A 15,008-nucleotide genomic window follows, 5' to 3' on the forward strand; every position below is an offset into this window, starting at 1 on the left:
TCGACTCAACCCCGGCTACAATCCCGACCGAACGGTTGACGATCGGCCGGCGTTGTGCCGCTCGGCCCTTGAGACACTTTCTTCTCCTGTATCGCCCGAGATGCCCCGTGCCCGCCTCCGATTCCGGTGACGATCGCTCCCTGCTCGACCTGCTCTGCCTGGCGATGATCCCCGGCATCGGCCCCTTGACCAGCCGTGCCCTGCTCGATCACTTCGGCAAGGCCGGCAAGGTCCTCTCGGCCTCCCTCTCCGACCTGAAGCGGGTGCCGGGCGTCGGCCCGAAACTGGCCGAGAAGATCGTCTCCGCCCGACGGGAGCTCGACCCCGAGGTCGAGCTCGAGCGCTGCCGGCAGCAGGGCGTCCGGCCGATCCCGTTCGACGACCCCGAGTACCCGGAACCCTTGAAGTCGATCTCCGACCCGCCCGCCTTGCTCTATGTCAGGGGGTCGTTGAAGCCGACCGACTCGCTCGCGATCGCCCTGGTCGGCGCCCGCAAGGCGACCCCCTACGGGATGAGGATCGCCGAACGCCTGGCCGGGTCGCTCGCGAGGGTCGGCCTGACGGTCGTCTCGGGCCTGGCCCGGGGCATCGACGCCGCCGCGCACCGGGGGGCCTTGCGGGCCGGAGGCCGGACGATCGGCGTGCTCGGCAACGGCCTCGGCTCGATCTACCCCCCTGAGCACGCCGAGCTCGCCGCCGAGGTCGCCGCCTCGGGGGCGGTCGTCAGCGAACAGCCGATGGAGCAGAAGCCGCTCGCCGGGCTCTTCCCCCAGCGCAATCGCCTGATCGCGGGGCTTTGCCTCGGGGTGGTGGTGGTCGAGGCGGCCCCTCGCAGCGGATCGCTCTCGTCGGCGCATCACGCCATGGAGCAGAACCGCGAGGTCTTCGCCGTCCCCGGCCCGATCGACAGCATCACCAGCCGGGGCTGCCACGCCCTGATCCGGGACGGAGCCCGGCTGGTCGAGACCGTGGACGACATCCTCGAAGAACTCGGCCCCCTGGCTCGGGCCGTCTCCGTGTCCCAGGAGCCCGAAGCCCCCGAGGTCCGCCACCCGGCCGAACTCTCACTGACCGAGCACGAACGCGCGGTGCTCGGCCACCTCGACGACCTGCCCCGGGGCATCGACGAGTTGATCGTCCGGACCGGCCTGGCCCCGTCCCAGGTCATGGCGACGATGGCCATTCTCGAAATGCGTCGCCTGATCCGGCGCAACGCCGGCAACCAGTTCACCCGGATCTGAGCTGGCCGTCTCGCAGCCGCTTCCGACGAAGCCAGGCCCAGCCCCCGGCCCCCGAGGCTCCCAGGAGGACCATCAGGAGCGATCCCGGTTCGGGGGTCGCGTGGACGGTGGCCTCCCCGCCCGGATCGGGCGTTCCCGGGGCCTTCAGTTCGAGCAGGAAGGCGCGGGAGACGCCATCCTTCAGGCCGGTCCCGACGATCATCCCCGCGTCGTTGATGCCCGAGGCCGTTTGCAGCAGCCACCCCGAATCGGGGTCGATCAGGTGGTTCAGATCCACCATCCCGTCGGTCGCGGTCCAGCGGAAGGCCCGAGAGCCGAGGCTCCCGGACACCTGGCCGACGACCTCGCCGTGGGCGTTGATCCCCAGGCCGTAGCTCGACCGGCCGCCGGGGAGAAGTCCCAGGGAAACCAAGGCACCGGGACGCCCCAGAAAGGCCATGTCCCGGCCCGAGGCGTCGGTCGCGTGCCCGGTGATCAGGCCATCGTCGTTGATCGCTCGGGCGACACTGCCACCACCGCCCGGGAGCGTCCCCACGGCGTGAATGCCCGTGTCGTCGGCCACGAAGGCCCGACGCACGCCGAACCAATCGACCGACTCTCCCACCACGTCGCCGTGCGCGTTAATCCCGTAAGCCCGGCTCGACAGGCCGCCGTTCAGCGTTCCCAGTTCCACGAACGTCCCGTCGGTCGTGATTCGGAAGGCGACGGTCCGACCATCCTTGCGGTTGCCGTGGCCGGCGATTTCGCCCCCCGAGCTGATGGCCACCGCCTCGCTCCAGGAGCCGCCGTTCAGCGTCCCCAGTTCCACCATCGCCCCACCGCTGGATCGGAACGCTCGACGCGAGCCATCGCCAAAGTCGCTGACCCCGACGACGACCCCGCCGCTGATCCCCAGCCCCTGGCTCTTGCCCTTCTCCCCCGTCAGCGAGCCGAGAATCTGGACCGAGCCGCTGGGCGATCCCAGGAACGCCTGCGAGGAGCTCGGGGTCCGCGCCGTTCCGGCCACCTGGCCCGTGGAGCTGATCGCCAGGCCCGTGCTCCAGGACGAGCCATCCATCGGGCCCAGGTCGACCACCGAGTAGATCGGCAGCGACTCGGCCTCGGCACTCGGGCGCACGCCCGCCAGCAGCAGGGCCAGCACGCCCAGGATCAGGCCAATCCGTTGCCGCCGGATCGGCGATGCCAACACGAGGGGTCGCATCAGGAGCGATTCCCAGTCAGGACCATTCGCAAAAGAAGTCAAGTGCAACGCTGCTGTCATCCAGGATAGCCAACCGATCAATCGCCCGACCATGAAAAATCGCGTGATTCCGCGAAATTCTCCATGCAAGCATGCGCATCTCCGGCGAACGATCGGGACTGTCCCTGTTCTTTGTAGAAGCGATGCCGGCGTTCGTCCCGGAATCAGAATCGAGAAACGCCGGATCAATCCGCCCAATTTGCGTTGCAAAAACGCGAAAATGGAGCGTCCGCAAGGCCTACCGAGCTCCCGAGCACCCCGCGAAGGGCTCCCTTGTTCGGGGAGGCGGGGGGTTCGTATGATGCAAAGGGCCGCCCTCCCGCCGTTCTGAATTCTGCTCATCTCGAAACGATCGCGGATGGAGCCGGAGCCCTTCACCATGCCCCCTCGAATCGTCTCGCTCGGGATGCTGATCTTCTGGTCGGTCGCCGCCTCGGCCCTGCTCGTCCGCGACGTCCTGCCCGACCTGCTCATCGGGCCGCCTCCCGACATGCGCGACATCGCGCAGGCCGACGACACGAAGGGCCCGACCCGGTGGAACCTGATGGTCCCCGACCCCGAGGGCGACGGGCCGGACGACCTGACGGCCGTCGGCCAGGCCGTGACCGAGACGAAACGTCAGCGCGACGGCCACGTCCGCTTCGAGAGCGCGGTGACGCTCGACGCCGGGGCCCTGCTCGACCGCACCCCCCTGGAGTCGGCCGGCGACGAGCGCCTGGAGATTCGGAGCGTCATCGGGGTCGATTCGGCCGGCAATCTCAACGTCCTCCGCTCGGCGGTCCGGATCGAAGGGGACGAGACCGAGCTGCTCGTGCTCGAAGGGCACGTCGCCAGCGACGAGATCGTCATCACCGCCCGGGGGCCGCTCCTGATCTTCGGCAAGCGGACCTTCACCTTCCCCTATCAGGCGCGGGGCATGGTCCAGAATTCGCTCTCACCGCTGGAGCGCATCCCCGGTTTGCACGTCGGTCAACGGTGGGAAAGCCGGGTCGTCAGCCCATTGACCGGCCGGGTCGAGACGGTTCACGTGGAGGTGACCAACCGCAACGTCATGATCCCCTGGCAAGACAGCCTGGTGCCGACCTACCTGGTCGTGACCCGCATGCGGGGCCTGACCGCCCGCACCTGGGCCAGGGCCTCCGATGGCCTCGTGATCCGCCAAGAGGTGCCCCTGATGATCGTCAACCTCGTCATGGAGCGCGTCCCCGCGGCTCCCGAATCCCTCGGCAATCGCGCTGATACCCTCCCGGGGGGCCGGTGATGATCGAGCTGATCGGCGTGACCAAGACCTTCGGGCGCAAGAAAGCCGTCGATGGGCTCGATCTCCGGGTCCGGGCCGGGGAATTGTTCGCCTTCCTCGGCCCGAACGGCGCGGGCAAGACCACGACCATCAAGATGCTCTGCGGCCTCTTGACCCCCAGCTCCGGGACCGTCCGCATCGGCGGCTTCCCGAGCAGCAGCCGGGAGGCCCGGCAGCTGATCGCCTACGTGCCGGACCAGCCGTATCTTTATGAGAAGCTGACCGGACGCGAGTTCCTCCGCTTCGTCGTCGAGATGTACGGGCTCGACCGCCGCCACGCCTCGGCGAAGATCGAGGAGCTGATCGACATCTTCGAGATGCGCGACTACATCGACGAGCTGTGCGAGAACTACTCGCACGGCATGAAGCAGCGGGTCGTCTTCGCCTCGGCCCTGGTCCACGAGCCGAAGGTCCTGATCGTCGACGAGCCCCTGGTCGGGCTCGACCCCCGCAGCGGCCGGATCGTCAAGGATCTGTTCGTCTCCCAGGCCCGTTCCGGCGTGGCCGTCCTGATGTCGACCCACCTCCTGGCGATTGCCGAGGAGCTGGCCGACACCATCGGCATCATCGACCGCGGCACGATGCTCATGACCGGCTCGCTGGCCGAGATCCGCGAGCGGGCCCAGATGCACGGCCCGCTCGAAGACCTGTTCCTGAAGCTGACCAGCGGCGACCGGCCGAGGCTCTCGGCCCCCTCGGCATCGAGCGATTCGGATTCGGAGTCGGAGCCGGACTGCAACGCCGAATCCCATTCCGAGGCCATCGAGTTGGGGGACCGTCGCCCGTGATCCGAGGCCGATTCCGAAGTTCCGCCGACCCGATTCCCGATCTTCCGCCGATGGCGACCGCCCTGCGCGTCTCGCGGGGCTTCGGGTTCCTCCGGCGCCGGTTGCTGGTGAACCTGCTCGACTCGCTCGTGGCCGAATCCCGGCTGAGGCTCATCACCATCCTCATCTGCTCGGCGATCTTCTGGTCGGGGCTGTTCCTGCTCTTCTTCGAGGGCTTCGGCTTCCTGAAGGAGTACTTGAAAGTCACGGGAGAGATCGTCGAGTACCTGTTCAGCCTCTTCTTCCTCTCGCTCCTGATCATGCTGCTCGTCTCGACGGGCATCATCCTCTACGCCGCCCTGTTCCGCAGCCGGGAGGCCGGCTTCTTGCTCGCCACGCCGGCGACCGAGGACCGGGTCTTCGCCCACAAGTTCCTGGAGGCGATGGCCTTCTCGAGCTGGGGTTTCCTCCTGCTCGGCAGCCCGATGATGGTCGCCTACGGGATCAGGTCGATGGCCCCCTGGCCGTTCTACCTGATCGCCCTGGCCTATCACCTGGCGTTCGTGATCATCCCCGGCGGGGTCGGGGCGATCGGGGCGATCTTGCTGGCGAACCTCCTGCCCCGGCAGCGCAGGTCGGTCTTGCTCGGCACGATCGCCCTGATGATCGGCGGCCTGGTCTATACCGCGGCTCGGGTCTGGACGACTCCCGGATCGACCCTCTCCTACGAGTGGATGAACTCCCTGCTCGGGCGGCTCGAATTCAGCACGAACCGGCTGTTGCCGAGCCGTTGGATGGCCGCCGGCCTGCTCCGGTCGGCCGAGGGGCAGTGGCGCGACGGGCTCTTCTACCTCATGGTCATCTGCGCCCATGCCGGATTGGCCTACCTGGCCGCGGCGGTCATCGCCCGAGACCTCTACCGGCCCGGCTACAGCCGGGTGCTCGGCGGCCGATCGGCCCGACGCCACTTCGGATGGTACGGCATCGACGCCGTCTTCCACCGCCTTTTTGGTTTCATCCGAGAACCGATCCGCCTGCTCATCCTCAAGGACCTGCGCACCTTCCGCCGCGACCCGACCCAGTGGTCGCAGTTCCTCATCTTCTTCGGCCTGCTCGCGTTCTATTTCATCAACATCCGCCGCCTCGGCTACGACGTGCAAAGCCCCTACTTCCGCAACCTGCTGAGCTTCCTGAACCTGGCGGTCACGGCCTTGATCCTCTCGACCTTCACCAGCCGGTTCATCTTCCCGATGCTCTCGCTTGAAGGGCGGAACCTCTGGCTCCTCGGGCTGTTCCCGGTCCGACGGTCGTCGATCATCTGGGGCAAGTTCGCCTTCGCCGCCGGGATCTCGCTGGTGGCGACCGAGATCCTGATCCTCCTGAGCGGCCTGATGCTCAAGGTCGGCCCCGTGATGCTCATCTTGCAGGCGGCGATCGTGGCCGTGCTCTGCTTCGGCCTCTCCGCCATCAGCGTCGGCCTGGGGGCCCGGCTGCCGAACCTCCGCGAGGACGATCCGTCGAAGATCGCCGCCGGATTCGGCGGGACGCTGAACCTGCTCGTCAGCCTCGCCTTCATCGCCCTGGTGATCGCCCCCCCGGCGATCCTCAGTCACCTCTACTTCGCCGGGATCGGCAGCGAGGTGGCCATGATGTTCGGCGGCTCGCACGAGGTCCTGTATCGGCGACTGCTGCTGGCCGTCTCGTTCAGCCTCGTGGTGGGGGCCGTCGCCACGATCGTCCCCATGCGGATCGGCATCCGTGCCTTCGAGCGGATGGAATTCTGAGCCGAGCGTTCCCGACGGCATTCCCCCCGCCCAAATTCGATCGCCGAGCGGCCTGGAATCGCGGCTCCCATGGCGGTATGATGGGTGTTTCTCGCTCCTGACATGACGATGCTCGACGCCCTCGCCGCCATCAACCGACCGGCCGGTGCGGGGCGTCGATCGTTTGAGCCTGGATCCTCGAAAGGACGACCCGCCGATGGGCAAGGGTGACAAGCGTTCCAAGCGCGGCAAGCTGTTCCGGAAGTCGTACGGCAAGAGCCGCCCGAAACCCCGCAAGATTCGCCAGGACAAGGCCGCCGCGGCTGCCGCCGCCTCCAGCGAGTCCTGAGTTTCCTCCGCCTCGTGCACATGCTCGATTCGAACGGAATCCCCGCCCTGCAAGGATGGGTAAGCGTTCGCGGTGCGAACTGACACGGCTCGTCGAACAGGCGGTCGCCGAGGCCCGTGAATTGCCTCGGCCCGGCCTCTGGTTCTGCGACGATGCCGTTGAGGCCCCTGGCCGTCCTCCGCATCGGCTCAATCGTCTGGGCGACTCTCCACCTGCTTCCCGAGGGCTCGCCCTTCTGCTGCGCCCAGCCGGGATGCCAGCTCGGGTTGATCGACGATCGCCTCCAAGCGGTCGGCGACCGTCTCCGACGCGCCCTGCGTCTCCGCTACGACGTCGACTTCGGCGACCGACCGACTCCGGGTGTGCATCCACCCAGACGTCATGCTCGGCATTCGTGCCAACCGGTTGTCGTCATCCCGAGCAACTCCCCTCGGGAGGGGATTATCCGGAGGATACGCCGGGCAGGCTTGCCCCCGGCCCCCATTCGGGATCGGCCCGGAAGCGTCCTTCGAAGGCCGAGGCGACGACCGGCAGGTCCGAATCGAGCAAGAGGGCATACGGGTCGTCGGCTTCCCGATCCGGGAGCGAGACGATGGCCAGGTCGCCCGATTTCCCCGGCTTCAGGCTGCCGGTCACCGTCTCCGCGCGCAACGCCCAGGCCCCGAACAGGGTGCCCATCGTCAGCAGTAGCGGGCCGCCGAGGCTCGGGTCGAGCCGGTGAAGGAAGCGCATCTCGTCCAGGATGCTGAGGCTCGGGGTCGAGGCCAGGCTGTCGGTCCCCAGGCACACGACGACCCCGCGTTCGAGCATCGCCCGGTACGGGTGCGGCTGGTGGCCGAACCGGGCGTGCGTCCGGGGGCAGAACGCCACGGCCACCCGGTGCCCGTCGGCCGCGGCCTCGGGGCGCAGTTGCCAGAAGTCGTCGGGATCGAGATAGGTGCCGTGCGCCACGATCCAGTCGGCCTCGCGCAAGGCCCCTCGGCGGATGTAGTCGGCCGGCTCGGGGCTGATCGGCTCCCACTCGTCGTCCCAGGCGCCGAGGTCTTCGAGGAAGGTGCGGAGCCGGCCGCGACGGTGCTGGAGCAGTTCCCGTTCCTCCGGCAATTCGGCCAGATGGGTCGAGAGCGGCATCTGCGTGCCGGCGGCCCGGTGGTAGAGCCAGCCGGCCGTGCTGTAGGGCGCATGCGGGCTCAGCCCCGGTTTCGCGTTGGCGAACACCTGATCGGCCGGCTGGATCGAGGAGATCCAGTCCCACGCCTGGCGGTTCGTCTCCAGCCCTCGCATCCGCTTCAGGCCGATCAGCTCGGCGAAGACGACCGCCCGGACAGGAGCCCCGGCGATCGCGTCCCAGCTCAGGCCTGCGCTCGTGGTGTCGGCGAGCATGGTCGTCCCGGCCCGAAGCGCCTCGTCGAGGTTGCGATCCACCGCGTCCCGGAGCGATCCGGGGGGGTTCTCTCGCCGATGCGCGATGACCCGACCGAGCCAGTCGATCTCATCCTCCGGCCACGATGCCGGATCGTCCCGCGCCGGATCGATGGACGAGAGTTCCAGATGCGTATGAGCGTTGACCAATCCCGGGATGACCGCCACGTTCCCCAGGTCCACATCCGGCGAGCGATTGCCGGGGGGCCCCACCGCAGCGATCCGGCCGTCCCGGATCGTCACGCGGCCCTCGTGGATCGGATCGCCCTCGACCGGGAAGACGTAGCGAGCGCCGAGGATCAGGTCGGTCGTGCTCATCGGTCCTCACGATCGGGGTCACGAACCTCTCCGACGCCCACCGGCTCCGCCCCTTCGGCCTCGACCGCCGGCGCCTCATCAGCGGTCGGTGAGCCCGTGCCGCCCATCCGGGAGAGCACCACCAAGAGGGCGACCGAGCCGACGGCACCCAGGGCAACCCAGTACCATTGATACAGGAACAGGGTCTGATCGCGGTAGACCCAGCCCACCGCCAGCGACGGGCCGACCACCGCCAGCGCATTGTTCGTCAGGTGGAACGCGATGGCCGGCAGAAGGCTCCGGGTCTGGATCGCCAGCCAGCCGAGCACCACCCCGAGGAGCGTCGCATTGAAAAACTGCTGAAACAAGCTAATCAACACATGCAGGAACCCGAACAGGAACGCCGAGAGCAAGATGGCCGACCACTTCCCCAGCGTCGTCTCCAGGCCGGAGAGGATCTGGCCCCGGAAGGCCACCTCCTCGCACACCGCCGGGATGATCGCGAAGAGCAGGACGGCCGTGGCGACATTCGGGATCGCATCCTGCAAGCCCTGGAGCGCCTGCTCCATCGCCTTCGGGATCGGGAAGAGTTCCATGACGATCGGACGAAGCTCGGCCGACAACGGATTCAGGGTCAGGGCCAGCCCCACCCCCATCGCCAGGGCTCCCCAGCCCGGCCAGTGCAGCCGCAACGTCCGCCTCGGGCTCGACGTGAACAGGAAGGTCATGACCAGCGGCGGCACCAGGATGAACCCGACTTGACCGATCGCCAGCGCCACCAGCGGATTGGCCCCGAACAGGAGCATCGACGTATACCAGGCACACGCCTGGATGATCACGAAGCAGGCGATCGCCTGGCCCGCCGTGGGGGTCGGCCCTCGGTCGCGGATCAGGTGCCGGAACCAGGAGGCCAGGTCGAACCGCTCCGCCTCGCGGAACAGGACCTCCTCGGATCGGAACTGGCCGACCGCCCACCGCAGCGCGAGCAGGCCATAAACAATGGTCGACAACATCACCGGGAAGAAATACTGAAGCGCCTCGTTGTACTGCTCCAGCATCAGGGCCTTCAGCAGGAGCGAAACCCCCGTGATCGGCACGAGGCTGTAAAACGGCGTCAGCTCGACCCCGGGCATCAACGTCAGGAAGATCAACGGCAGGGCGATGAGATAGAGCGGGGTCATATAATATTGCCCCTCCTTCATGCTCCTCGCCAGCACCGCCAGCGCCAGGCAGACGGCGCTGAAGAAGGCCGAGAGCGGGATCAAGAGCACGATGATCCAGGCCAGGGCCAGCATCGACGGCGGGCTCAGCTCGTCCATCGGCGACCCGATCGCCGCCCCTCCCTCCATCCCGCCGAGCCCCGCGCCGAGCTGGCGGGCCAGGAAGGCCATCGTCACGCCCATGCTCGCCAGGTTGAGCAGGGCCGTGGCCACGCTCGCGGCCATGATCGTCAGGAACTTGCCGACGACGATCTCGCTCCGGTACGCCGGGCTGATCAGCAGGGTCTCCATCGTCCCCCGCTCCTTCTCGCCGGCGCAAAGGTCAACCGCCGGATAGAAGGCCCCGGTCAGGGCCATCATCACCAGCAGGAACGGGAAGAGCCGGGCCCAGACGCTCGCCCCCGAGGTGGACGAGCCGAGCACCTGCCGCGCCAGGTCGACGCCCTGCACGTCGATCGGGGCGATGTACTCGGCCGGCTTCTCGTCGGCGGCCAGTCGCCGGGCGACGATCGCGTCTTGCCAGCGCTTGATGATCCCCTCGACCGTCTGATAGGTCGCCAGGCTCTGCTCGTCGGCCCGCAGGAAGGCGATGCGGAAGGTCGGCTGCTCAAGGCGCTCGATCTGCTGGCGGACCTCGGCCGGGATCTCGACGATCACGTCGGCCAGGCCCTGGCGCATCGCCTCGAGCTGGGCCGACGGATCGGAGAGCGAGGAGTCCGACGGGACCTGCTCCACGAGCAAGAGCCCCTGCGTCATCCCTTCCGAGAAGGCCGGGTTGAACTGGACAAGCTCCATCTCGTCCGCCTCGACCGTCACCAGCAGCGGCGGCTCCTCGGGCAGGTGCTCGGCGCCGACGACCACCACCCGGCGCGGCCGCTGCTCGAAGGCCGCCGTCAGCTCCTTCACGGTGAAGCCGAGGATCGGGTAGAGCAGGACCGGGAGCCCGAAGATCATGAAGAGGGTCCGGCGGTCGCGGAGCTGATCGCGCAGCTCTCGGCCGAAGATCAGGCGGATGCGGGACCATCGCATGGGATGTCGGGCTCGGGGCATTGTGGATCGATGGGGGCGAGAGGTGATGCCGCGCGTCTCAAGCCGAGGCCACGGCCCCGGCATCGGCACGTTCGACGAGGTGGAAGAACAACTCCTCCAGGTCGGGCTGCCCGAAGCGTTCCAGCAGTTCGTCGGGCCGACCGTTGGCCTGGAGCCGCCCCTTGTAGATGATGGCGACCCGGTCGCAGAGCTTGGTCACTTCCTGCATCGAGTGCGTCGAGAAGATGATCGTCTTCCCCCGGTCGCGCAGCTCCATGATCTTCAGCAGGACGGCCCGGGCGACCAGCACGTCGAGGCCCGAGGTCGGCTCGTCGAAGATCAGGACCGGAGGGTCGTGGATGATCGTCCGGGCGATCGAGACTTTCTGCCTCATCCCGGTCGACATCTTCGAGCCGAGCACGTCGCGGAAGTCGTTCATCTGGAGCCAGTCGAAGATCTGCTCCATCCGACCGACCAGCGTCTGCCCCTCGATCCCGTACAGGCCGCCGAAGTACGCGACCAGCTCCCAGGCCGTCATCCGGTCGTAGACGCCCGTGCCCGAGGACATGAAGCCGATCTTGGTGCGGACCTCCTCCGGCTCCTTCACCACGTCGTGCCCGGCCACGATCGCCCGGCCGCCGGTCGGCCGCAGGACCGTGCTCAGGATGCGCAGGGTGGTCGTCTTTCCCGCGCCGTTCGGCCCCAGCAGGCCGAAGATCTGGCCGGGGACGCACTCGAAGCTCACGTCCCGGACCGCCGGGACCCATCCCCGCCGGTAGTCGAGGAACGCCTTGCAAAGCTGCTCGACCTGAATCATCGGGACGGCTCGACCTCGACTCGGCAAGAAGACCCCGCGAAAGGCGCGACGCGACACCGCCCCCTTCCCGACAATCTAGGCCATTCTAGCCGGACCGATCAGGCCGGGGAAGGAGATGACGGTCGCCCTCACGCCGGTAGGGCCGACGCGTCGGGCGTGTCGCGTCCTCAGAGACTCAACCATCCGATCGAACCCTCACGCCTCGACCACCCGTATACGCACGTTCGGAAGAAAGGGTGGTCGCAACGGTCGGATGGAGGGGCAGGGGAGTCGCGCAACACGCCCGGCGAAACGGCGTCAGACCACCGTCAGCGGCGACCCTGCCAGCTCCGTCTCCGGGTCGGCGTCGATGTACTCGTAAAACACGTTGCGCTGCCGAGGGATGTACCCGGCTTCCCGGATCGCCCGCCTGATCTCCCCGACCGAAAGGTGGAAGACCGTCCCGGCCTGCGAAACGACGTTCTCCTCGATCATCAGGCTGCCCATGTCGTTCGCGCCGAAGTAGAGGGCGAGCCCGCCGATCGCCGGGCCTTGCGTGACCCACGACGATTGAATGTTGGGGATCGAGTCGAGATACAACCGGGTCACGGCCTGCACGCGGAGGTACTCGAAGGCCCCCTGCGGCGGCACGTCGGCCATCTCGGTGTTCTCGGGCTGGAAGGTCCAGGAGATGAACGCGGTCAGGCCGCCGGTCTCGTCCTGGAGCCGTCGGCAGCGTTCCAGGTGCTCGACCCGTTCCTCCAGGGTTTCGACGTGGCCGAACATCATGGTGGCCGTCGAGACGCCGCCCAGCTCGTGCCAGGCGCGATGGACCGCCAGCCAGTCGTCGCTCAGCACCTTCCCCTTGGTGAGGATCTTCCGGACGCGATCGACCAGGATCTCGCCGCCGCCGCCCGGGAGGCTCCCCAGCCCGGCCTCCTTGAACCGGCGCAGGACCTCGATCACCGGCATCTTGAACTTCTTCGCCAGGAAGTGGATCTCCGGCGGGCTGAAGCCGTGCACGTTGACCCGCGGATAGGCGGCCTTGATGTCGTGCAAGAGGTCGATGTACCAGTCGAACGGCAGCTCGGGATGCAGGCCGCCTTGCATCAGGATCTGATCGCCGCCCAGCTCGACGGTTTCTCGGATCTTGTCGAGCAGGACCTCGCGATCGAGCACGTAGGCGTCGGTATCGCCGACCTTCCGGTAGAAGGCGCAGAAGTGGCAGATGGCCGCGCAGACGTTCGAGTAGTTGATGTTCCGGTCGATGTTGTACGTGCGGTACGGCTCGGGATGGAGCCGCTTGCAGACGGCGTCGGCGGCTCGGCCGAGCGACAGCAGGTCCCCCTCCTTCAACAGGGTGACCCCGTCGTCGAACGAGAGACGCTCGCCGTCAACGGCGCGCTGCAAGATCCGGGAGACGTCGGGTGTTGGCGAAGGCAAGATCCACATCCTCCGGGGCGAGCCCCAGCGCGGCGGCTTTCCGGGCAAACAGGCGGAGGGCGGCGACCTCCGGCTCACCCAGATCATACGAAATATTCCGGGTCAGGTACTCAATGCACTCGGCCCGCGTCAGGCCGAGTCCGGGGCCAATCTGCTCGGCGATCCGATCGACGTGCGTCAACCCTTCGGCCCGGCAGCGGTGCAGGACGTCGGGCAAAGCCCCCAGGTCGACCCCCGCCCGGGCCACCCACAGGGCGAAGACGAACGGCAAGCCCGTCAACGCCCGCCAGGCCGAGGCCAGGTCCACGACCGCGTGGAATTGCTCGTCGGGGTCTCGCATGGCGCGATCGCCGATCAGGAGGACCGCGTCGGCCGTGCTCTCCTGCACCGGGACGCCCATCGGCAAGCTCTCGACGATCGACGGCCGCACGCCGTGCGCCTCGTCCAGCCAGACCCGGGCCAGCGCCTGGCTGGTGCGCGACCCCTCATCGAGCGCCAGCCGATCGATCCGGGCGAACGGCACCCGGCTATACAGCTTGACGCTCCGCACCGGGCCTGCCGACGCGATCGCCAGGCCCGGGATGATCTGGTAGCCGAGGTGCGCCCCGCGGAGGTACTCGACCGACGGGATCAAGGCCACGTCCAGCGAACCGCCCGCCAGGCGATCCGCCAGCAGGCTCGGCAGGTCCATCTCCAGCCGGACTCCGGGCGCGAGGCGTTCCAGCCCGTGATACAACGGCTTCGCGTTCAGGTACCTGACGGCTCCCACGCGAAGCGGACCAGAACCAGGGCTGCCACGGGAATCGACGCGGCTCATCTAGCGAGCACTCCGAGCGAGCCACCCCCCGGACCGAACCGCCGGAACGGGGCGGTGTTTCAGAAACTTCTGAACGAATTATAGGCGCGATCGCCGTGACGAACAAGGTCGGACGCGGTCAGGCCGACCGGGGAGGCGGGCTCGGTTCGGGGGCGAACGGCTCGGCGTCTTCCTCGGGGCGATAGAGGTCGGGCCAGGGTGTGCCGTCCACCTCGCCTCGCAAGACGACGTAGATCCGGGCCATCGCCGACCAGGCATAGCTGAACGCCCAGGCGTGCAGCACCAGGCCGACTCCCTCTTGCCATCGGTCCCAGCCCACCGGCCACGATCCCATCCCGGCACCCGACCACGCAAAGCCCGGCGCGATCACGCCTTCCGGCCCGCCGATCGCCAGGCCCCAGCCCACCAGATGCACCACCAGGCGGGCCAGTTGCGACACCAGGACCAAGCCGACGGCGCCCGCCGCGACACTCAGCACGATCGAACCGACGAGCACGCCCGCCCGATGCCTCACGTAGCTGGCGGTTCGGCTCACTGACTCGAAGCCGTCTTCCCCCTCCACCGCCACCGTCAGCACCATCAGGGGCCAGCCGATCACCAGCAAGAGCACCAGCAAGGCCGCCGGGATCGCCAGCAAGAGCGGAACGACCAGCAATCCGCTGCCGATCGCCTCGGCCCCCGGGCCCCCGAATGCCATCCCCAGGCCGATCAACGCCGAAGGGAGCGAGAGCAACCCGACCCCGACCAGCAGACCCAACGGCGCCGCGATCAGGCTCCGAAGCCGACGCCCCATGAACCGGACGCCCGACCAGGCCCCGACCTCCTCCCGCATCGGGTCCAGCCTCGCGACCGCGAGCCGCCCGATCCCCCCGCCGATTACCCCCCAGACCGCCAACGCCCAGAAGGCTGCGGCAGACGACCGGCCCGGCCCCAACCGCCCGCGATCGATCGTCAAGACGCCCCCGATCGGCGCCGAGACCACCCGAATCGGATCGAGGATCGCCGACACCGAACGGGCCAGTGCCCCTTGCAACGCGTCCCGGCCCTCGAACCGTTCGATGGTCGGCCGAGGCCCGAGCATGGCTCGCCGGGTCGCTCCCGGCTCATCTCGGCTCAATCGGTCGATCGCCGCCCAGCCGATCGCGGTCAGTTGCAGGCCGATGATCGCCAGGACCAGCGCCCGGAACGACCCCGCCGCGGCGATCGCCCCGAGCAAGAAGCGCCAGGCCGGTGGCCGGTCCACCAGGGCAGGGGGGCGTGATCCCGACTCCACGGACTCGGCTGACACGGTCGCGACACTCCCAATTCCACGGCAATCCCGAAC

General features: G+C 68.1%; 12 protein-coding genes. 5 read left to right on the forward strand and 7 right to left on the reverse strand.

Annotated features, from left to right (window positions below):
* Nucleotides 1-107 precede the first annotated feature (107 nt).
* The gene (dprA, locus tag AB1L88_RS09820) at nt 108-1,241 is read left to right on the forward strand and encodes a DNA-processing protein DprA (protein WP_367096474.1); all 1,134 of its coding nucleotides are present in this window, start codon (nt 108-110) and stop codon (nt 1,239-1,241) included.
* On the opposite strand, the gene AB1L88_RS09825 is transcribed toward dprA, so the two are convergent.
* Nucleotides 1,228-2,442: a PEP-CTERM sorting domain-containing protein gene (locus AB1L88_RS09825; RefSeq protein ID WP_367096475.1), complete on the reverse strand. Its 1,215-nt coding sequence runs from the start codon at nt 2,440-2,442 to the stop codon at nt 1,228-1,230. The two genes, dprA and AB1L88_RS09825, sit on opposite strands and share 14 nt — an antisense overlap.
* A 418-nt stretch (nt 2,443-2,860) precedes the next feature.
* Here AB1L88_RS09825 and AB1L88_RS09830 point away from each other — a divergent pair, with 418 nt between their 5' ends.
* From AB1L88_RS09830 to AB1L88_RS09845, 4 genes are all read left to right on the forward strand, one after another.
* Entirely contained in the window at nt 2,861-3,742 is an 882-nt protein-coding gene (locus tag AB1L88_RS09830; protein WP_367096476.1) for a hypothetical protein, read from the forward strand.
* Nucleotides 3,742-4,569, forward strand: a complete 828-nt coding sequence (locus tag AB1L88_RS09835) for an ABC transporter ATP-binding protein (RefSeq protein WP_367096477.1) — start codon at nt 3,742-3,744, stop codon at nt 4,567-4,569. Before AB1L88_RS09830 ends, AB1L88_RS09835 begins: the two co-directional genes overlap by 1 nt.
* A gap of 50 nt (nt 4,570-4,619) precedes the next feature.
* The gene (locus AB1L88_RS09840) at nt 4,620-6,332 is read left to right on the forward strand and encodes a hypothetical protein (RefSeq protein ID WP_367096478.1); all 1,713 of its coding nucleotides are present in this window, start codon (nt 4,620-4,622) and stop codon (nt 6,330-6,332) included.
* Nucleotides 6,333-6,495: 163 nt separating this feature from the next.
* Nucleotides 6,496-6,660: a 30S ribosomal protein THX gene (locus AB1L88_RS09845; protein ID WP_367096479.1), complete on the forward strand. Its 165-nt coding sequence runs from the start codon at nt 6,496-6,498 to the stop codon at nt 6,658-6,660.
* A 441-nt stretch (nt 6,661-7,101) separates the two neighbouring features.
* Here AB1L88_RS09845 and AB1L88_RS09850 read toward each other — a convergent pair whose 3' ends face one another.
* From AB1L88_RS09850 to AB1L88_RS09875, 6 genes are all read right to left on the reverse strand, one after another.
* Entirely contained in the window at nt 7,102-8,400 is a 1,299-nt protein-coding gene (locus AB1L88_RS09850) for an amidohydrolase family protein (protein WP_367096480.1), read from the reverse strand.
* Nucleotides 8,397-10,628: an ABC transporter permease subunit/CPBP intramembrane protease gene (locus tag AB1L88_RS09855; RefSeq protein ID WP_367096481.1), complete on the reverse strand. Its 2,232-nt coding sequence runs from the start codon at nt 10,626-10,628 to the stop codon at nt 8,397-8,399. Before AB1L88_RS09855 ends, AB1L88_RS09850 begins: the two co-directional genes overlap by 4 nt.
* A gap of 58 nt (nt 10,629-10,686) precedes the next feature.
* Nucleotides 10,687-11,445: an ATP-binding cassette domain-containing protein gene (locus AB1L88_RS09860; RefSeq protein WP_367096482.1), complete on the reverse strand. Its 759-nt coding sequence runs from the start codon at nt 11,443-11,445 to the stop codon at nt 10,687-10,689.
* Between the two features lie 297 nt (nt 11,446-11,742).
* Entirely contained in the window at nt 11,743-12,867 is a 1,125-nt protein-coding gene (gene mqnC / locus AB1L88_RS09865; protein ID WP_367096483.1) for a cyclic dehypoxanthinyl futalosine synthase, read from the reverse strand.
* Entirely contained in the window at nt 12,818-13,636 is an 819-nt protein-coding gene (locus AB1L88_RS09870; protein WP_367096484.1) for a menaquinone biosynthesis protein, read from the reverse strand. Before AB1L88_RS09870 ends, mqnC begins: the two co-directional genes overlap by 50 nt.
* 166 nt (nt 13,637-13,802) lie before the next feature.
* The gene (locus tag AB1L88_RS09875; protein ID WP_367096485.1) at nt 13,803-14,972 is read right to left on the reverse strand and encodes a hypothetical protein; all 1,170 of its coding nucleotides are present in this window, start codon (nt 14,970-14,972) and stop codon (nt 13,803-13,805) included.
* Nucleotides 14,973-15,008 lie beyond the last annotated feature (36 nt).

Origin of the sequence: Tautonia sp. JC769, from assembly GCF_040717455.1 — a bacterium.
Classification (GTDB): domain Bacteria; phylum Planctomycetota; class Planctomycetia; order Isosphaerales; family Isosphaeraceae; genus Tautonia.

What these genes read in the sequence shown, in the direction of transcription:
- AB1L88_RS09825 (WP_367096475.1), bottom strand. Translation starts at nt 2,442, where the DNA reads ATGCGACCCCTCGTGTTGGCATCGCCGATCCGGCGGCAACGGATTGGC.
- AB1L88_RS09830 (WP_367096476.1), top strand. Translation starts at nt 2,861, where the DNA reads ATGCCCCCTCGAATCGTCTCGCTCGGGATGCTGATCTTCTGGTCGGTC.
- AB1L88_RS09835 (WP_367096477.1), top strand. Translation starts at nt 3,742, where the DNA reads ATGATCGAGCTGATCGGCGTGACCAAGACCTTCGGGCGCAAGAAAGCC.
- AB1L88_RS09840 (WP_367096478.1), top strand. Translation starts at nt 4,620, where the DNA reads ATGGCGACCGCCCTGCGCGTCTCGCGGGGCTTCGGGTTCCTCCGGCGC.
- AB1L88_RS09850 (WP_367096480.1), bottom strand. Translation starts at nt 8,400, where the DNA reads ATGAGCACGACCGACCTGATCCTCGGCGCTCGCTACGTCTTCCCGGTC.
- AB1L88_RS09855 (WP_367096481.1), bottom strand. Translation starts at nt 10,628, where the DNA reads ATGCGATGGTCCCGCATCCGCCTGATCTTCGGCCGAGAGCTGCGCGAT.
- AB1L88_RS09860 (WP_367096482.1), bottom strand. Translation starts at nt 11,445, where the DNA reads ATGATTCAGGTCGAGCAGCTTTGCAAGGCGTTCCTCGACTACCGGCGG.